Origin of the sequence: Tsukamurella spumae (assembly GCF_012396015.1) — a bacterium.
Lineage (GTDB): Bacteria > Actinomycetota > Actinomycetes > Mycobacteriales > Mycobacteriaceae > Tsukamurella > Tsukamurella spumae.
The window spans coordinates 62963-81248 of the sequence record NZ_JAAXOQ010000013.1; the positions used below are offsets into that span (position 1 = coordinate 62963).

An 18286-nucleotide genomic window follows, 5' to 3' on the forward strand; every position below is an offset into this window, starting at 1 on the left:
TCACCCCAGCAGCTCGCGCAGCGTCGCGCGAGCTCCCCGCTCCCGCAACGAGACCAGCGCGGCGAGGTAGGGCCGGGTGAACCCCGGCCGGTCCGCGAGGTCGCCGAACAGGTCGGGCACCGCCACGAAGGCGAGCGGCTCGGTCCGCGAGCGCTCGGCGCGCTCGGCGAGGACCTCCGCCGCCCGGTCGGCCGGCACGATCGGGGCGCCGGTGTCGTCGACGCCCTCGCAGCCGCGGGTCCATGCCGCCACGACCGCGGCGGCCAGCGGCGCGGAGCCACCGTCGTCGAGTCGCGAGGCGATCACGGGCACCAGCCATTTCGGAATCCGATCGGAGGCGTCCTGGCACAGCCGTGCCACCGTGTCGGCGATGGCGGGATTGGAGAACCGGTCGAGCAGGGTGTCGATGTAGTCGTCCAGATCCATGCCGGGAACGGGACGCAAGGTGGGCCGCGCCTCGTCCTGCATATACCTGCGGAGCAGCTCGCGGATGTCGGGATCGGCGGCCGCGTCGTGCACGTACTCGTACCCCAGCAGGCGTGCGAAGTGCCCCAGCGTCTGATGGCCGGCGTTGAGCAGGCGCAGCTTCATGAGCTCGTACGGAGCGACATCGTCGACCACCTGGACACCGGCGTCCTCGAACCGCGGGCGGCCGTGACCGAAGGCGTCTTCGAGGACCCACTGGGTGTAGGGCTCCGCGACGACGGGCCACCGGTCGTCGACGCCCGTCCGGGCGGCGACCTCGCCACGCAGCGCGGCCGGCGTGGCCGGGGTGATCCGATCCACCATCGAGTTCGGGAACCGCACGTGCGCTTCGATCCAGTCCGCGAGCGCGGGGTCGGCGAGCCGCGCGAACGCCCCGAAGGTGTGGTGCGCGACGTGACCGTTGCCCTCGATGTTGTCGCAGGACATCACCGTGAACGCCGGGACTCCGCGGTCGCGGCGCCGGCGCAGCGCCTCGGTCACGTAACCGAAGACGGTGCGCGGGACCGCGCCCGGCTTGAGATCGTGTCGCACGTCCGGGTTCTCCGCGTCGAACTCGCCCGTGGTCGCCGAGAAGTTGTACCCGCCCTCGGTGATGGTGAGCGAGACGATGCGGACCTCGGGCGCGGCGAGCCGTTCGATCACCGCTTCCGGATCGTCCGGGGCGAACAGGTACTCGATGATCGAGCCGACGACCGAGGTCTCCGCGGCACCGTCGGGGTGCTTGAGGGTGAGCGTGTAGAGCCCGTCCTGGGGCACGAGGGCGTCGCGCATCGAGGCGTCGGAGGGGCGCAGTCCGACGCCGCAGATGCCCCACCCGGCGGCACCGGGGTCGGCCCCGAGGATCCGGTCGACGTAGACGCTCTGGTGGGCCCGATGGAAGCCGCCCACGCCGAAGTGGACGATCCCCGCGCGTACGGCCGATCGGTCGTACGCGGGCACTGCGACATCGGTGATCAACGGCAACGCTTGCTGATTCAACGCGATCGGTGCGGTCATGACTGCTCCTCGGTGATGGTCTCGTCGATACGGGGGCGCGGGTGGACGACCGCCTTGATGCCGCCCGGATCACGGTCGGCGTTGAGGGCCGCCTCCGCCTGCTCGAGCGGGAACCGGCCGGTCACCATCCCGTCGAGGTCGACGCGCCCCTCGGCGGCGAGCGCGATGGCGGTGGGCCAGGTGTTGGCGTACCGGAAGACGCCGGTGAGCACCAACTCTCGGGACTGGATGAGCGAGACGGGTAGTTCGAGGTCGTCGGCGCCCATCCCCACGAGCACGACCCGCCCGCCGGGCCGCACGGCGCGGATGCCGGACCGGATCGCGGGCGGCGCCCCCGACGCGTCGACGAAGGCGTCGAAGCCGTCCCCGACGGTGTCGGGTCCGAGGCCGGGGTCGACGGCGCGGGTGGCACCGAAACGCTCTGCGGCGCGGCGCCGCCCGGGATCGGGGTCGGTCACGACGATCCGCGTGACCCCGGACGCCCGCGCCACCTGCGCGCACAGCAGGCCGATCGGGCCGGCGCCGGCGATCAGAACCGAGCCGCCGAGACCGACCGCCGCCTTGCGCAGGGCGGCGATCCCCACCGAGAGCGGCTCGAACAGGGCGGCCGCCTCGTCGGACACCGTATCCGGGACCGCGTGCGCGAAGGCCGACCCGATGGTCACGTAGTCGGCCAGGGCACCGTCGACGGGCGGGGTGGCGTAGAACCGCATGGCCGGGCAGAGGTTGTATTCGCCGCGGAGGGACTCCGCGCTGTACGGATCCGGGCGCTGGGGCTCGATGGACACCCGCTGGCCGATCCGCTCGGCGGGCACTCCCTCGCCGACCGCGACGATCCGGCCCGATGCCTCGTGCCCGAGGACCAGCGGCGCGGTCACCTCGAACGCGCCGATCCGTCCGTGGCGCAGGTAGTGGGTATCGGATCCGCAGACGCCGACCGCCGCCACCTCGATCAGCACATCACCGGGATCGGGCTCCGGAACGGGCCTGGTCTCGAGGGCGATCCGGCCCCCGGGGTGCAGCACGCTCACACGCATTTCACTCGAAACTGTTGCCTGGGTCACACCCCCGATGTTAGCGTAGTGAGCACAATCACTGCTAGTAAGCATTTGCTCACGAGACCGATGGAGCATCGCGTGCCATCACCGCAACGCACCCCGGCAGAGCCCGGCCACGATGTGCGCCTGCTCGTCCGAGCGGCCACCATGTACCACCTCGAGGGCCTCACCCAGGCGCAGATCGCCGAGCGCCTCGGCGTCTCCCGCCCCACGGCCGGGCGTCTCGTCGCCCGTGCCCGCGCGCAGGGGCTCGTCACCGTCAGCGTCGCCGCGCCGCCGCACCTCGCCGGCTCCATCCACCCGGATCTGGAGCGTGACCTGGAGACGGCCTTCGGCCTCACCGAGGCACTCGTCATCGCCGAGGACGCCGACGGAACCCCCTCGGGCGACGCCGCTCTCGGACGGGCGGGCGCATCCGTCCTCGCGCGACGGCTCCAGGCCGCTGATACCTTCGGCTTCACCTGGGGCCCCGAGCAGGTGGCGGTCGCCGACGCGCTGGGCGGCGGTGCGACGTGCGCCCGCGTCGTGCAGATGGACGGGTCGATGACCTCCGTCGAGTACCACACCGGGGTCGATCACGCGCTGGGCCGTTTCTCCGAGCGGCTGGCCGCGCGGCCCGTCCGGCTGGTCGCCCCGCTGTTCGCGGACCCCGACACCGTGCGGGCGCTCGAGCGCGATTCGATCGTCTCCCAGGCCCTGGAGGCCGCACGCACGGCCCAGGTGATGCTGTTCGGCGTCGGCTCCGTCTCCACGTCGACCACCCTTTTCGAGGGCGCGTACATCGACATCGAGGTCCTCGGCGAGCTCCGCGACCTCGGCGCCGTCGGAGAGATCGGGGGACGGTTCTACGCCGCCGACGGCACCCCCGTCGCCTCGTCCCTCGTCGACCGCACCGTCTCGGTCCCCTTGGACGACGTCCGACGGTGCCCCACAGCGATTCTCACCTCCGGCGGGGAGCACCGCCGGGAATCGATCCTGGGCGCCCTGCGCGGCGGCTTCGCGACCTCCCTGGTCACGGACCGCACCACCGCGCAGTGGCTGCTCGCCGAACAGAAGGGATGACCGTGATCAGTAGATCCGTACGGTGCCGCGCAGCGGCCGCGGGCGGTCTCGCCGCCGTGACGACGCTCCTCGCCGGGTGCGCGGGGGCGGGTGTGTTCACCGACGGGGGCTCCTCCGCGGTGACCGTCGCCATGGTGTCGAACTCGCAGATGACGGACGCGGTGGGCCTCGCCCCCGAGTTCGAGCGCGCGAATCCGGGGGTGCGGCTCAAGTTCGTCACGCTCTCCGAGAACGAGGCGCGGGCCAAGATCACCGCGTCGGTCTCCACCGGCGGCGGCGAGTTCGACGTCGTGATGATCAGCAACTACGAGACGCGGATGTGGGCCCAGAACGGATGGCTCACCGACCTTTCCGCGTACATGGATCGCGACCCCTCCTACGACCCGGGCGACTTCATCCCGACCCTGCGCGAAGCCCTCTCGTACCAGGGCCGGATGTACTCCGTTCCGTTCTACGGCGAGTCCTCGTTCCTGATGTACAACAAGCAGATGTTCGCCAAGGCAGGCATCACGCTGCCCGCCGAGCCCACGTGGCCCGAGGTCGCCGACGCGGCGCGCAAGCTGCACTCGCGCGACGTGGCGGGGATCTGCCTGCGCGGCAAGCCGGGCTGGGGAGAGGTGCTCGCTCCGCTGAACACCGTCATCAACGCCTTCGGCGGGCGGTGGTTCGACGAGCAGTGGCGTCCGCAGTTCGACTCCCCCGAGGTACGCGCCGCGGTGAAGTTCTACGTCGACACGGTGCGCGACTACGGCGAGGCCGGCGCAGCGTCCACGGGCTTCCAGGAATGCGGAAACCTGTTGGCGCAGGGCCAGGCCGCGATGTGGTACGACTCCACCGCCGCCGTCTCCTCGCTCGAGAGTCCGGAGACCTCCAAGATCGCCGGCCAGGTCGGATACGTCGCGGCACCGAAGATGGCGAAGTCCGGCAACGGCTGGCTCTACACCTGGTCCCTGGGGATCCCCGCCAAGAGCAAGCGGGCATCGGACGCCTGGAAGTTCGTGTCCTGGATGACGAGCAAGCAGTACATCGCCGGCGTCGCCGACAAGCTGGGGCCGAGCAGGGTACCGCCGGGTAGCCGGCTCTCGACCTACGAGCTGCCCGCCTACAAGGATCTCTCGGCAACCTTCGCCAAGCAGACCCTGGACTCGATGCTCGCGGCGGACCAGGCGAAGCCCACCCTCGAACCGGTGCCCTACACCGGCATCCAGTTCCTGGCGATCCCCGAGTTCCAGGACCTGGGCACCCGCGTCAGCCAGCAGATCAGCGCCGCCATCGCCGGCCAGATCTCGGTCGACGACGCACTGGCCCAGTCGCAGAAGTACGCCGAAGTGGTCGGGAAGAGCTACCGCGACGGCAAGGACACGACGGGAGCGGATCGATGACCACGACCACCACACCGACGAACGCGCCGCCCGCGCTGCGCTCCAAGCGCGATCGGATCAGCCGCGCCGAGGCGTGGCGCCGCCGCGGGCCACTGCTGCCCGCGCTGATCTTCATGGTGATCGTCACCCAGATCCCGTTCCTGGTGACGCTCTACTACTCCACCCAATCCTGGAACCTGGTGCGGCCGGGCTCCCGGAAGTTCAACTGGCTGGGCAACTACGTCGAGGTGTTCCGGGACACCCAGTTCTGGACGGTCACCGTCAACACGGTCCTGCTCATCGTGGGCACCGTCGTGATCTCGGTGATCCTCGGACTCGTCCTGGCACTGCTGTTGGACCGGAAGTTCCTGGGGCGCGGCGTGGTCCGCACGCTGCTCATCACCCCCTTCCTGGTGACCCCGGTGGCCGCGGCACTGCTGTGGAAGACGAGCCTGCTCTCGCCCACCAACGGCCTGCTGGCGTGGGTACTGAGCCCGCTCGGCATCCACATCGACTTCCTGTCCGAGTACCCGCTGGCGTCGGTCGTCGCCGAACTCGTCTGGCAGTGGACGCCGTTCATGATGCTGCTGATCCTCGCGGGGCTGCAGTCCATGCCGCGCGATGTGCAGGAGGCCGCCCGGGTGGACGGCGCCACCAGCTTCCGGTTGTTCCGCGAGCTGACCCTGCCGCACCTGCGGCGGTTCATCGAGCTCGGCGCCGTCCTGGGCGCCATCTACCTGGTCAACACCTTCGATGCGGTGTACATGATGACCTCGGGCGGGCCGGGCGTCGCCAGCTCCAACCTGCCCTTCTACATCTATCAGCGTGCCTTCCTCGGCTTCGACATCGGCCAGGCCGCGGCCATGGGCGTCGTCACCGTGATCGGCACGATCGTCGTTTCGACGCTCGCGATCCGCCTGATCTTCACGAGCTTCAGCGCCGGAGAGGAAGCAGCCTGATGTCCACGACCATCGCCCCGCGCAAACGGCGGGACCCCAAGGGCGGCGCCCTCACTGCGCTCACCTGGATCATCGCCATCGGCTTCTTCTTCCCCGTCCTGTGGATGGTGTTGACGGCCTTCAAGCAGGAGAGCGACGCCGCCACACGCCCGCCGACCGTGTTCTTCGTCCCCACACTGGACCAGTTCAAGGCGGTGTTCGACGCGGGTATCGGTGTCCCGCTGCTCAACTCGGTGTTCGCAACGGTCATCTCGACCACGCTGGTCCTGCTCCTCGGCGTGCCGGCCGCGTTCGCACTCTCGCTGCGGCCGGTCCGCAAGACGCAGGACGCCCTGTTCTTCTTCATCAGCACCAAGATGCTGCCGATCGTCGCCGCGATCATCCCGCTGTACGTCATCGTCGGGCGGATCGGGATGCTCGACAACATCTGGACGCTGGTGATCCTCTACACCGCGATGAACCTGCCGATCGCGGTGTGGATGATGCGCTCCTTCTTCCTCGAGGTGCCGAGCGAACTGCTCGAGGCCGCGGGCATGGACGGCGCCGGACTGTGGACCTCGGTCCGTGAGGTGATCCTCCCGATCATCTCCCCCGGCATCGCCGCCACCGCACTGATCTGCGTGATCTTCTCGTGGAACGAGTTCTTCTTCGCGGTGAACCTCACCGCGGTGAACGCCCAGACCATGCCGGTGGCGCTCACCGGCTTCATGTCCGGCCAGGGGCTGTTCTGGGCCAAGCTGTCCGCCGCATCGGTGCTCGCAGCGCTGCCCGTGGTCATCTGCGGCTGGATCGCCCAGAACAAGCTCGTCCGCGGCCTGTCCTTCGGCGCCATCAAATAGCCGCCCCGACCCGTCATCCTCAGGAGGAAACAATGGCTTCCATCACCTACGACAAGGCGTGCTGCGTCTACCCCGGCGCCGACACCCTCGCCGTCGACTCCCTCGACCTCGACATCGCCGACGGCGAATTCGTGGTCCTGGTCGGGCCTTCCGGCTCGGGCAAGTCCACCGCCCTGCGCATGCTCGCCGGCCTGGAGGAGATCGACTCCGGCGCGATCTCCATCGGCGGCCGCAGCATGGTGGACGTGGCCCCCAAGGACCGCGACATCGCGATGGTCTTCCAGAACTACGCGCTCTACCCCAACAAGACCGTCGGCGAGAACATGGGCTTCGCGCTGAAGATGCGCGGTGTGCCCGTCGACGAGCGTAAGCGCAAGGTCGCCGAGGCCGCGAAACTGCTGGACCTCACCGACTACCTCGACCGCAAGCCCGCTCGCCTGTCCGGCGGACAGCGGCAGCGCGTCGCCATGGGCCGCGCGATCGTGCGCGAGCCGCAGGTCTTCTGCATGGACGAGCCCCTGTCGAACCTCGACGCGAAGCTCCGCGTGCAGACCCGCACGCAGATCGCCGCGCTGCAGCGCCGACTGGGGACCACCACCGTGTACGTCACGCACGACCAGGTCGAGGCGATGACGATGGGCGACCGCGTCGCCGTACTCAAATTCGGTGTGCTGCAGCAGTTCGCGACGCCCGCCGAGCTCTACGACCGGCCCGGGAACGCCTTCGTCGCCGGGTTCATCGGCTCGCCCGCGATGAACCTCTTCACCGCGCCGGTCCGCGACGGTGCGATCGCGGTGGCGGGCGGCACCGTCGACCTGGATGCCGAGGCGCAGGCCGCGATCCGCACCTCCGGCCTGGACCGGGTCACCGTCGGGATCCGTCCCGAGAGCCTGGGTCTCGCCGGCCCGGACCAGGGCGTGGCCGGTTCCGTCGCGATCCTCGAGGACCTCGGCAGCGACACCTTCGTCTACGCGCGCGTGGAGGACCCGGACGTGACGGGCGTCGACGGTGCCCCCGTCACCCTGGTGGCCCGGTGCCCGCGCCGGACGGCCGCCCGCATCGGCGACGGTGTGCGACTGGCCCAGGTCGAATCCGCCGTCCACCTGTTCCACCCGGAGACGGGCGAACGCCTCAACTGACGGTCGGAAACGGGGAACGCCCCGCATCCTCGAAAGGATGCGGGGCGTTCCCAGCTTTGCGGTGAAGCGGATCAGGCGTTGCCCGACAGCTTCTCGCGAAGAGCAGCGAGCTGCGCATCGCTGGCCAGCGAACCGCCGGTGCTCTGCGGGGCGTCGTTGCCGCCCCGGTCGCCCGCCGACTCGCTCGAGTAGTTCGCGCCACCCGCGGCCGGACCGCCGGCAGCGGCCTCGGCGGCCTCGTCGGCCGCGAACTTCTCCATCTGCGCGGTGTGCATCTTGTGGCGACGCTCCGCCTCGGCGTAGCGACCCTCCCACTCCTCGCGCTGCTTCTCGAAGCCCTCGAGCCACTCGTTGGTCTCGGGATCGAAGCCCTCGGGGAAGATGTACTCGCCGTTCTCGTCGTAGCTGTCGGCCATGCCGTACTTCGACGGGTCGAACTCCTCGGTGTAGTCCTCGTTGGCCTGCTTGAGGCTCAGCGAGATACGACGACGCTCGAGGTCGATGTCGATGACGCGCACCATCGCGTCGTCGCCCACCGAGACGACCTGGTCCGGGACCTCGACGTGGCGCTCGGCCAGCTCCGAGATGTGGACGAGGCCCTCGATGCCCTCCTCGACGCGGACGAACGCGCCGAACGGAACGAGCTTGGTGACCTTGCCGGGCACGATCTGGCCGATGGCGTGGGTCCGGGCGAACTGACGCCACGGATCCTCCTGGGTCGCCTTGAGCGACAGCGAGACGCGCTCGCGGTCCAGGTCGACGTCGAGGACCTCGACGGTGACCTCGTCGCCCACGGTGACCACCTCGGACGGGTGATCGATGTGCTTCCAGGACAGCTCCGAGACGTGCACGAGGCCGTCGACGCCGCCCAGGTCCACGAAGGCACCGAAGTTGACGATCGAGGACACGACGCCCTTGCGGACCTGGCCCTTCTGAAGCTGGTGCAGGAACTCGCTGCGGACCTCGGACTGGGTCTGCTCGAGCCACGCACGGCGCGACAGGACCACGTTGTTGCGGTTCTTGTCGAGCTCGATGATCTTCGCCTCGATCTCCTTGCCGATGTACGGCTGGAGGTCGCGCACACGACGCATCTCGACCAGCGAGGCCGGGAGGAAGCCGCGGAGGCCGATGTCCAGGATGAGACCACCCTTGACCACCTCGATGACGGTGCCCTTGACGGCCTCGTCCTTCTCCTTGAGCTCCTCGATCGTGCCCCAGGCGCGCTCGTACTGCGCACGCTTCTTGGACAGGATCAGGCGGCCTTCCTTGTCCTCCTTGGTGAGGACAAGAGCCTCGACGGCATCGCCGACGTTGACGACCTCGGACGGGTCGACGTCGTGCTTGATGCTCAGCTCGCGGGAGGGGATGACACCCTCGGTCTTGTAACCGATATCGAGCAGGACCTCGTCACGGTCGACCTTGACGATGGTGCCCTCGACGATGTCGCCATCGTTGAAGTACTTGATCGTGGCGTCGATCGCTGCGAGGAAATCCTCCGCGGTGCCGATGTCGTTGACGGCGACCTGCGGGGACGTAACGGTGGTGGTGGGCATTGGGTAAGTTGCTCCGGACAGGGTGCTAGTAGTGTGGGTCGAGATCGCGCACGCATGGGCACACGCGTGGTCCAGGCTACTCCACCGCGTACGAGCTGGGCAAACCGCCCCCAGCGCCCTCTCCTCACCCGCCACCGAGAGGTACCCGTCCGTGACCCACCGCCCCAAACCCGACATGCGTCGCGACAGCTCCGGCTCGGAGGCCGCGAACCGGTCCTGGTGGGACGCCGACGCGGACGCGTATCACGCCGAGCACGCCGCCTTCCTCGGCGTCGACAGCGCCGACGGTGAGTTCGTCTGGTGCCCCGAGGGCCTGCACGAGGCCGACGTCGGACTGCTCGGCACCGTCGGACCGGGGACCACGGCGGTGGAGATCGGCTGCGGCAGCGCGCCCTGCTCCCGGTGGCTCGCCGCGCAGGGCGCGACGGTGGTCGGCATCGACATCTCGGCCGGCATGCTGCGCCGCGGGCTCCCCCACGTGCGGGGCGGCAACCCGCTCCTGGTCCAGGCGGGAGCCGAGAACCTCCCGGTCGCCGACGGTGCCGCCGACATCGTCTGCTCCGCCTTCGGCGGCATTCCGTTCGTCGCCGATTCCGCGCGGGTCATGGCCGAGGCATTCCGCGTGCTGCGCCCGGGCGGGCGTTTCGTGTTCTCGGTCAATCACCCGATGCGCTGGATGTTCCTGGACGACCCCGGCCCGGAGGGCCTCGTCGCCACCCTGTCGTACTTCGATCGGTCGCCGTACGTCGAGACGGACGACGACGGTGCGCCCACGTACGTCGAGCACCACCGGACCATGGGCGACCGCATCCGCGAGATCGTCGGTGCCGGCCTGCGCGTGGTCGACGTCCTCGAACCCGAGTGGCCCGAGGGATTCACCCAGGAATGGGGCCAGTGGAGTCCGTTGCGCGGCGCGATCTTCCCCGGCACCGCGATCTTCTGCTGCGAAAAGCCCGAATAGTACCGCTATGCCCGGTCTCCAGCTGATTCACAGCTGATCGTGCGCCCGCGTACAAGGAGATCCGGTCGACTCGGGTGCGGGCGGTCCGAATCGCGATCGCACAGCTGCACGAGGAGAACATTCTATGAACCGATTCACCCGCACCCGCCTGGCGGCCGCGACCGCGGCAGCCGCTGCACTGGCCGGCGCGGCGCTGCTCGCACCCGCCGCCGCGAACGCCGCGCCCGTCTCGCCGACGGCGCCCGTCCCGGGCACCCAGTGCAACGTCGGTCAGGTCGAGCGCGCCACCGCGAAGGTCGCGCCGGAGTTCTGGCAGCACATCAGCACCAACGCCAAGGCGAAGGACCGCTTCGAGCAGATGCTCGTCAAGACCCAGGCGGAGCGCGCGGCGGACCGCGCAGCCGCCATGAAGGCCCGCGAGGCACGCAAGGCCGAGTGGCAGAAGGCACATCCCGGACAGACCCCGCCCGTGCACCAGCACGGCAAGGACCACGGCAAGGGCAAGCCGACGCTGACGAAGGCCCAGGTCGAGCAGAAGATCGCGACCGTCAAGGCGACCTGCACCACCAGCTAGTACACGGGTTTCGATCGGACGGCACCGGGTTGTTCTTACCCGGCGTCGTCCTTTCGTCGTTCATGCCGAACCGGTAGTCTCGCTGAGCAGTCGTCACCGCCCCGAACAGGAGAAGTCATGAACCGGATCCGCTTCGCCGCCGCGGTCGCAGCCCTCGGGGGCGCCCTCGCCCTCGTCCCCGCCGTCGCTTCGGCAGCACCGAACGACAAGGTCCCCGGCACCAAGTGCACCGTCGCGCAGGTCGAGCGCGCCACCCAGGTGATCGCGCCCGAGGCCATCGCCGTCATGGACGCCACCCCCGGCGGCCGCGACCAGGCCACGGAGCTGCTCACCGCCAAGCCCGAGGACCGTCAGGCGATCATCGACCGACTGACGAAGGACAACCCGGCGGCCGCGTCGTACTACAAGGCCAACCGCGCCGACATCGACGCGAAGATCGCCAAGGTCATCGCGACCTGTGATCAGTACTGACCCTCACACCAACCGCCATTGAAAGGCCCTGTATGACCTTCCGTCGTTCCGCCGTCACCGCCGCCGTCCTCGGCGCGATCGCCCTGGCCGGCTCTCCGCTGGCCGCCGCGGCCCCCACACCGGCACCCAAGCCCTCGGACCCGAACCTGTCGCGCTCGATCCCCGGCACCTCCTGCACCGTCGGACAGCTCAAGGCCGCCCTCGACAAGCAGTCGCCCGGCCTCAGCGCGAAGCTGGAGCAGGCGTCCGGCGGCCCGAAGCAGTTCGCCGATATCGCCACGTCCGACCCGGCGACCCGCCAGTTCAAGCTGGCCAGCGCCGCGTTCGTCGGTTCGGCGGCCGGGTTCGGCATCTTCTCGGAGCAGCAGAACATCCAGAACGCGCTCTCGAGCGCCTACAAGTCCTGCTCGGCTCCGGCCAAGAAGTAACGACGAACGCCGACGGCGCCGCTCCCCGTGGGGAACGGCGCCGTCGGCGTCTTCATCGGCCGCCTGCCGCGCTGCGGGGAATCAGGACACGTTCTGGATCGCGGCGAGGAGCGCGCTCTCGACGGCCGACACCGCGTCGGCGCTCGCCTGCTCGGCGGAGCGCGGCAGTACGCGGACCTCGATATCGGGCAGCAGCCAACCCGGCGGCACGTCCAGGGCGGCCGCGAGCCGGTACACGGTGGACATGTGCGGATCGGAGAACCGCTCGTTGGAGCTGACGTTCCGTTCGATGTTGGAGATCTGGTTGCGATGCAGCCCCGCGAGCTCGCCGAGCTTCTCCTGGGACAGTCCGCGCGCCCTGCGGAGCGTGCTCAGCCGACGGCCCAGCGAGTCACCGTAGGTGTCCCACTCGATGTCCGGCCCGCTCACCCGATCCACGGTGATGGATGCACAAGGCGTTGTCTGCCCTACACATTGTGCGCCAATGCGATTCGCCATAACCTCGCAGGTCAAAGACGCTCCGTCTGCCACAGATCACACCCGCCGCTGAGTGCTATTCCGCTCCGTGCCCCATCAGCAGTCGAAGCCGGTCGACGAGCAGATCTTCAATAAGTGACCGGGCGGCGTTCGTCGCCTGCTCCGGAGATCGAGGTTCAATCGCCCGGTAGGCGTCCGGAAGTAGATCGATCGGATGCACCCCCAACCCCATGGCGATGCGATAGATCGTCTGGAGTGTTGGATTCGCGAACTCTCCCCTGCGCGGACCGCGGTTGTATTCGATGACCTGGATCTCGGAACGGCTCACCCCCGAACGCTCGGCGAGTTCGAACTGCGTGATGCCCAGACCACGTCTTAGCGTGGAGACCCGGAATGCTACGGAGTCGCCGTAGGTGCTCCAACTGAGCTCCGTTTCCTCCACGTCGACAACGGTGTCGGACGCACAACGTAATGTCTGCATCACATGTTGTGCATGACTGTCGGAGGTAGGTCATGGCTGGTCAGACGACGTCGACCCGGCAAATCTCGAAGGGTTCACGCCTCCGCGGCCTGACGGCTGACGACGTAACCATCGTCGCGATCGACTTCCACGAGGACGGCGGTGCCACTGTCACCTTCCGCCCCGACAGCGGCGGCGTGGACGAACGGGTCCTCTCGGCCTCGGAACCGGCGGAACTCCAGGTCGTGACCGGTCCGGGCTGGCGGTTCGACGGTGACCCGGTCGTATTCGCCTCGGCCATGTACATCGAGGTCAAGGGCCGGATCCTCGGGGCCGACACCTTCGAGGTCACGTTCAGCGAGGTGATGCTCGGCAAGAACATGGGTCGGGCACATCGCCTGGCCCTCGTTTCCGTGCATCCCGACGGCGACGCGCACGACCAGATCCGCTACCTGACCGACCACTTCCGGTCGATCGATGTGGACGCCGTGGCGACGACGCGGATTCAGCTCGATTGGAAGCGCACATGGGCCGCGGGCACGGAACCACGCTGACTATCCAGCTAAGGCTCGCCCATCTGCCTCAATGGCGACGCGGAGCCCGAGCTTTGCGCCGATCACGACGAGCGCGTCGAGGCTGAACGCACTCATCTTGCCGCGGAACAACGCCGACACCCGAGGCTGCGTCAGCCCTAGTTCCCGAACGGCGTCGGCCTGCGTCCACCCACGTCGATCCACCTGCTCCAGGATCGCGTGGAGGAAATCCGCACGAGCCCGCAGATTCGCGGCTTCTTCTGGCGTATCGGCAATGTCATCCCACACACTCACAGTTGCTCCCCTCCTTCCCGCGCCAAGTCGTTTCGCCTCTGCGTAGCGCCGGCGGCCGAGCTCGATGTCACGGCGCGCCGTCCTCTGGGACTTCTTCTCGAAGGAGTGCAGGACGTACACAGTGTCACCGAAGGTGGCGACGTACATGACGCGGAACGCTCTGCCGCTATCGCGCGTGCGGATCTCGCGACACCCGGCCCCCACTGACGCCATCGGCTTCCAGTCGTAGGGATGCGCGCCGCGCTGAACCCGATCGATCTGAAATCCACAATCCTGCTTTGCATCATCCGGAAACTCCCTCAGGTCACCCAGTGCGGATCCGACCCTCTCCACTCGCTTCACGCCCGCCTCCGATTCTATATCGATACCGATATAGTCGCTAGCCCATCCTCCGGACCGAAGACTACGGAGACCGTCCGACAATTTTTCGGACAAAACCGTCGATCGCAGACATGCGTGGGGCACACTTCAAGATCGCCCAGTCCGGCATGATCAGTCCGCGCATGCACTACCTGGACGACACCGCGCGGACCAAGAAGGTCTACGTCGGCTACATCGGGCCGCACCTCCCGACGAAGGCGACGAACTAACGCTCCGCCGATTCGACCATGCCGGGCAGCAGCGCGATCACCTCGCCCAGGTGATCGACGGTGCGCCACGCACCCGCCTCGGCGAGGGCGGCACCGTCGAACTCCCCGGTGGTCACGCCGATGAACACGCACCCCGCGACGCGGGCAGCGGCGGCGTCCTCGACATGATCGCCGAGGTATCCGCGGACACTCGGATACCGCTGCAGCGCATCGCCTTTGGCGGCACCGAAGTGCCCGCCCACCACGCCGTCGACCGCCAGCCCGGCGTCAGCGACGGCGCGCTCGGCGGCGGCATGCTGCTTGGCGGAGACCACGATCGAGCGCCCGCCGGCTGCCCGGATCGCAGCCAGCAGCTCGCGCGCACCCGGAAGGACCGGCACCGGTGTCGTGACATCGGTGTCGTAGTGGTGCCGGTACCGACGCAGGAACAGCTCAGCGTCGATGCCGGGGACCACCTCCCGCGCGACCTCGTCGATCGGCACGCCCATGTGGGGCAGGAGCAGGGCGTCGTCCACGGTGTACCCGAGATCGGTGAACGCGCGCTGCGCGGCCGTGAGGATCCGCTGCCGGGAGTCGATCAGCGTCAGGTCCAGGTCGAAACCGATGGTGAACACGGAGCCAAACGCTACCCGCGGCGGCGCAGCCGTTCCGCCACTCACCAGGAACGCATCCCGCACATCCACCACTGGCCGCCCAGCGGCACCGGATCAGTGCAGCCCATCCCGTACATGTCCCGCCCCTCCGGGCTCCCGGACGGGCTGTGGATGAATCCGCCCGCATCGTCGGGGATGCCGGTCCACTGCGGGAAGAACCGCGCGCCGTCGCTCCACTGTGAGGCGAGACCGCCTTCGGTGAGGAACCTCAGATGCACCGGCAACCTGCCGTAGTAGTCGTCGCCGATATCGACCCTGAGAGCCTGCTCGTACAGCGCCCTGTGCATCGAGAACCACGTCTGCGGCGCGATCCACCACCACGCGCCGATCACCGCCGTCGCCGCGACCATGACCGGAACGACGACCAATCCGAGCAGGCCCGCAGCGCCACCCCTGATGAATCCGGTCAGCACCAGGACGAACCCGGCAACGAAGCAGATCCACGCGATGGGCACGATGAGCAGGTCCAGGATCCACCAGTTCATGCGCAGGAACGAGTGCAGCATCGACACACCCCACAGCGCGAGACCCGCGAAGACGGTACAGCGGCTGAGGCGCCGACTTCTCCACCAGGGATCGGCGTACATCAATTCATACTGTCACATATATGCGTAACTAATGTGCAGCTTCGTCCCAGGTGCGGCCGTAGCCCACGGACACCTCGAGCGGCACGGACAGGTCCGCCGCGCTGCCCATCGTGTCCCGGACCAGCGCCTCGAGCTGCTCCCCCTCACCGGCGGCGACCTCGAGTACCAGCTCGTCGTGCACCTGGAGCAGCATCCGGGACTTCAGCCCGGCGTCGGCGATCGAGGCCTGCAGCCGGATCATGGCGACTTTGATGATGTCGGCAGCGCTGCCCTGGATCGGCGCGTTGAGCGCCATCCGCTCCGCGGCCTCGCGCCGCATACGGTTGGTCGAGGTCAGGTCCGGAAGGTACCGGCGGCGGCCGTAGATGGTCTCGGTGAACTCGTTGCGCCCCGCCTCGACGACCACGTCCTGCAGGTAGTCGCGCACGCCGCCGAAGCGGGAGAAGTACGCGTCCATCTGCTCCTTCGCCTCGTCGCGCGAGATCTTCAACTGCGCGGCGAGCCCGAACGCCGAGAGGCCGTAGGCGAGGCCGTACGACATCGCCTTGACCCGCCGGCGCATATCGGGCGTGACCTCGTCGATCGGGACGCCGAACGCCCGGGAACCGACGAAGTTGTGCAGATCCTCGCCGGTGTTGAACGCCTCGATGAGCCCCTCGTCGCGCGAGAGGTGCGCCATGATGCGCATCTCGATCTGGCTGTAGTCGGCCGTCATCAGGCGCTCGTAGCCCTCGCCCGCGACGAAGGCGTGCCGGATCTGCCGCCCCGCCTCGGTGCGCACGGGGATGTTCTGCAGGTTCGGGTCCGTCGAGGACAGCCGGCCGGTGGCCGCGACCGTCTGGTTGAACGTGGAGTGGATCCGCCCGTCGGAGGCGACCGTCTTGAGCAACCCCTCGACGGTGACCTTGAGCCGGGTGGCGTCGCGGTGCTCGAGCAAGTACTGCAGGAACGGGTGCGGCTCCTTCTCGTACAGGGCCTCGAGCGCCGCCGCGTCGGTGGTGTAGCCGGTCTTGGTCTTCTTCGTCTTCGGCAGGCCCAGCTTCTCGAACAGGATCACCTGGAGCTGCTTCGGGGAGCCTAGGTTGATCTGCTCACCGATCTCCTCGAACGCGGCCGCCTCGGCGGCACGGATCCGCTCGCTGAACTCGCCGTGCAGCGACTCGAGGTGATCGGTGTCGACCGCGATCCCCGTGGACTCCATGACATCGAGCACCCGCAGCAGCGGCAATTCCATCTCCGCGAGCAGCGGCCGCGACTCGATGTTGTCGAGCTCGGCGTCCAACGCCGCCGCGAGGTCCACGACGGCACGTGCCCGCAGGATCGCCTGCTGCGCCTTCTCCCCCGCGGAATCGTCGGGATCGTCCAGCAGCGACAGCTGCGCATCGTCACCCGCGGCCTCGACCCGCAGCTCGCGATGCAGGTAACGCACCGACAGGTCGTCGAGGTTGAAGCTGCGCTGACCGGGCCGAACCAGGTACGCGGCGATCGCGGTGTCCGAGGTGAGACCGCCGAGCTGCCACCCGCGACTGGCCAGCGCGTGCATCGCCCACTTGGCCTCGTGCACGGCCTTCGGCTGGGCATCGTCGGCGAGCCAGGCTCCGAGCGCGGCCTCGTCGTGCGGGGTCAGCGAGGCGAGCTCGATGTACCCGCCCTCGTCGTCGGGGGCCGCGATCACGACCGCCTCCGCGTCACCGTCGACCACGACCTCCGGGCCGATCACGCCGAGACCGGACCGCGCGCCGGAGGCGCCGTGCTCGGCCAGCCACTCGGCGACGGTGCCGGGCGCGACGATGCCGCCCGAGATCTCGAAGCCCTCCTCGGCCTCCGGCTCGGTGCTGGCGAGCTCGGTGAAGATCCGCTCGCGGAGCACCCGGAACTCCAGATCGTCGAACAGCTGGTGGATCGCCTCGCGGTTCCACGGCTGCAGCGCCAGATCCTGCGGCTCGTACGGCAGCGTCATGTCCCGGACCATCTCGGTGATCTGCCGATTGAGCTGCACCGTCGCGAGGTTCTCGCGCAGCGAGTCCCCCACCTTGCCCTTGACCTTGTCGACGTTGGTGACCAGGCCCTCGAGACTCTCGTACTCGCGGATCCACTTGGCGGCCGTCTTCTCCCCCACGCCGGGGATGCCGGGCAGGTTGTCCGACGGGTCGCCGCGCAGCGCCGCGTAGTCCGGGTACTGCGCCGGGGTGAGGCCGTACTTGGCCTCCACCTCCTCCGGCGTGAAGCGGGTGAGGTCGGAGACGCCCTTGCGCGGGTACAGCACCGTCACGTCGTCGTTGACCAATTGCAGCGCGTCCCGATCGCCCGTGACGATGAGCACCTTGAACCCCTGCTCCTGGGCTCGGGTGGTCATCGTGGCGATGATGTCGTCCGCCTCGAACCCCTCCTGCGCCATGGTGGGGATGCCCATCGCGGCGAGCACGTCCTTGACCACGTCGACCTGGCCGCGGAAATCGTCCGGCGCGGAGCTGCGCTGCGCCTTGTACTCGGGATACATCTCGGCGCGGAAGGTCTGCCGCGAGACATCGAACGCCGCGGCCACGTAGCCCGGCGCCTCCTCCTTGAGGAGCTTGATCAGCATGGAGGTGAAGCCGTACACCGCGTTGGTGGGCTGGCCCGACTTGGTGCGGAACCGGCCACCGTCGAGCGGGAGCGCGAAGAAGGCGCGGAAGGCCATCGAGTGCCCGTCGATCAACAGCATCGTGGGCTTGGCGCCTCCGCCCGCACCACCCCCCGACGAGCCGTCGGCCGATCCGGAGGTGGGCGCGACGGTGGTCGAGGAGTTCGCTGAAGTCACACCGG

General features: G+C 68.7%; 20 protein-coding genes. 11 read left to right on the top strand and 9 right to left on the bottom strand.

Features of this window, described 5'->3' with window-relative positions; genetic code table 11:
* Window positions 1–1482 carry a mannitol dehydrogenase family protein gene (locus HF999_RS11510; protein ID WP_168546014.1) on the bottom strand — a complete coding sequence of 494 codons (1482 nt, stop codon included), beginning with the start codon at window positions 1480–1482 and terminating at the stop codon, window positions 1–3.
* Entirely contained in the window at window positions 1479–2519 is a 1041-nt protein-coding gene (locus HF999_RS11515) for an NAD(P)-dependent alcohol dehydrogenase (RefSeq protein ID WP_168546015.1), read from the bottom strand. Before HF999_RS11515 ends, HF999_RS11510 begins: the two co-directional genes overlap by 4 nt.
* Before the next feature lie 87 nt (window positions 2520–2606).
* Between HF999_RS11515 and HF999_RS11520 the strand changes: the two genes are divergently transcribed.
* From HF999_RS11520 to HF999_RS11540, 5 genes are read left to right on the top strand one after another with little or no spacing between them, the layout of a single operon-like run.
* Window positions 2607–3602, top strand: a complete 996-nt coding sequence (locus HF999_RS11520; RefSeq protein ID WP_168546016.1) for a sugar-binding transcriptional regulator — start codon at window positions 2607–2609, stop codon at window positions 3600–3602.
* Complete coding sequence (locus HF999_RS11525) at window positions 3599–4984, top strand: ABC transporter substrate-binding protein (RefSeq protein WP_168546017.1); 1386 nt, start codon at window positions 3599–3601, stop codon at window positions 4982–4984. Before HF999_RS11520 ends, HF999_RS11525 begins: the two co-directional genes overlap by 4 nt.
* Window positions 4981–5922: a carbohydrate ABC transporter permease gene (locus HF999_RS11530; protein ID WP_168546018.1), complete on the top strand. Its 942-nt coding sequence runs from the start codon at window positions 4981–4983 to the stop codon at window positions 5920–5922. Before HF999_RS11525 ends, HF999_RS11530 begins: the two co-directional genes overlap by 4 nt.
* Window positions 5922–6761: a carbohydrate ABC transporter permease gene (locus HF999_RS11535; protein WP_168546019.1), complete on the top strand. Its 840-nt coding sequence runs from the start codon at window positions 5922–5924 to the stop codon at window positions 6759–6761. The genes HF999_RS11530 and HF999_RS11535 overlap by 1 nt, the downstream gene beginning before the upstream one ends.
* Before the next feature lie 32 nt (window positions 6762–6793).
* The gene (locus tag HF999_RS11540; protein WP_168546020.1) at window positions 6794–7900 is read left to right on the top strand and encodes an ABC transporter ATP-binding protein; all 1107 of its coding nucleotides are present in this window, start codon (window positions 6794–6796) and stop codon (window positions 7898–7900) included.
* A 71-nt stretch (window positions 7901–7971) separates the two neighbouring features.
* On the opposite strand, the gene rpsA is transcribed toward HF999_RS11540, so the two are convergent.
* Window positions 7972–9453: a 30S ribosomal protein S1 gene (gene rpsA, locus HF999_RS11545; protein WP_168546021.1), complete on the bottom strand. Its 1482-nt coding sequence runs from the start codon at window positions 9451–9453 to the stop codon at window positions 7972–7974.
* Window positions 9454–9628: 175 nt separating this feature from the next.
* Between rpsA and HF999_RS11550 the strand changes: the two genes are divergently transcribed.
* The 4 genes from HF999_RS11550 to HF999_RS11565 all read left to right on the top strand — a co-directional run bounded on the left by HF999_RS11550 (window position 9629) and on the right by HF999_RS11565 (window position 11887).
* Window positions 9629–10414 (top strand): class I SAM-dependent methyltransferase, encoded by a 786-nt coding sequence (locus tag HF999_RS11550; RefSeq protein ID WP_168546057.1) that lies wholly within the window; start codon window positions 9629–9631, stop codon window positions 10412–10414.
* A gap of 124 nt (window positions 10415–10538) precedes the next feature.
* Window positions 10539–10988 carry a hypothetical protein gene (locus HF999_RS11555; RefSeq protein WP_168546022.1) on the top strand — a complete coding sequence of 150 codons (450 nt, stop codon included), beginning with the start codon at window positions 10539–10541 and terminating at the stop codon, window positions 10986–10988.
* 117 nt (window positions 10989–11105) lie between these two features.
* Entirely contained in the window at window positions 11106–11459 is a 354-nt protein-coding gene (locus HF999_RS11560) for a hemophore-related protein (protein WP_168546023.1), read from the top strand.
* Window positions 11460–11491: 32 nt separating this feature from the next.
* Window positions 11492–11887 (top strand): hemophore-related protein, encoded by a 396-nt coding sequence (locus HF999_RS11565; protein WP_168546024.1) that lies wholly within the window; start codon window positions 11492–11494, stop codon window positions 11885–11887.
* Window positions 11888–11968: 81 nt separating this feature from the next.
* On the opposite strand, the gene HF999_RS11570 is transcribed toward HF999_RS11565, so the two are convergent.
* Together HF999_RS11570 and HF999_RS11575 are read right to left on the bottom strand one after the other, a co-directional pair.
* A complete protein-coding gene (locus HF999_RS11570) occupies window positions 11969–12316 on the bottom strand; it encodes a helix-turn-helix domain-containing protein (protein ID WP_312854108.1) in 348 nt (115 codons plus the stop codon).
* Between the two features lie 124 nt (window positions 12317–12440).
* Complete coding sequence (locus HF999_RS11575) at window positions 12441–12806, bottom strand: helix-turn-helix domain-containing protein (protein ID WP_168546026.1); 366 nt, start codon at window positions 12804–12806, stop codon at window positions 12441–12443.
* 71 nt (window positions 12807–12877) lie between these two features.
* Here HF999_RS11575 and HF999_RS11580 point away from each other — a divergent pair, with 71 nt between their 5' ends.
* Window positions 12878–13378 (top strand): DUF8742 domain-containing protein, encoded by a 501-nt coding sequence (locus tag HF999_RS11580; protein WP_168546027.1) that lies wholly within the window; start codon window positions 12878–12880, stop codon window positions 13376–13378.
* Here the strand turns inward: HF999_RS11580 and HF999_RS23165 are convergent, their stop codons facing one another.
* Window positions 13379–13993 carry a type II toxin-antitoxin system RelE/ParE family toxin gene (locus tag HF999_RS23165; protein ID WP_376766488.1) on the bottom strand — a complete coding sequence of 205 codons (615 nt, stop codon included), beginning with the start codon at window positions 13991–13993 and terminating at the stop codon, window positions 13379–13381. It lies immediately after the preceding gene.
* A 110-nt stretch (window positions 13994–14103) separates the two neighbouring features.
* Here HF999_RS23165 and HF999_RS11595 point away from each other — a divergent pair, with 110 nt between their 5' ends.
* Window positions 14104–14241 (top strand): hypothetical protein, encoded by a 138-nt coding sequence (locus HF999_RS11595; protein ID WP_168545962.1) that lies wholly within the window; start codon window positions 14104–14106, stop codon window positions 14239–14241.
* On the opposite strand, the gene HF999_RS11600 is transcribed toward HF999_RS11595, so the two are convergent.
* The 3 genes from HF999_RS11600 to polA form a co-directional block, all read right to left on the bottom strand.
* Complete coding sequence (locus HF999_RS11600) at window positions 14238–14855, bottom strand: HAD family hydrolase (protein ID WP_168546028.1); 618 nt, start codon at window positions 14853–14855, stop codon at window positions 14238–14240. The two genes, HF999_RS11595 and HF999_RS11600, sit on opposite strands and share 4 nt — an antisense overlap.
* Before the next feature lie 41 nt (window positions 14856–14896).
* Window positions 14897–15400, bottom strand: coding sequence for a hypothetical protein (locus tag HF999_RS11605; RefSeq protein ID WP_168546029.1), 504 nt, complete (start codon window positions 15398–15400; stop codon window positions 14897–14899).
* 109 nt (window positions 15401–15509) lie between these two features.
* On the bottom strand, window positions 15510–18281 hold the full coding sequence (gene polA / locus HF999_RS11610; RefSeq protein ID WP_312854109.1) for a DNA polymerase I: 2772 nt from the start codon (window positions 18279–18281) through the stop codon (window positions 15510–15512).
* Window positions 18282–18286 lie beyond the last annotated feature (5 nt).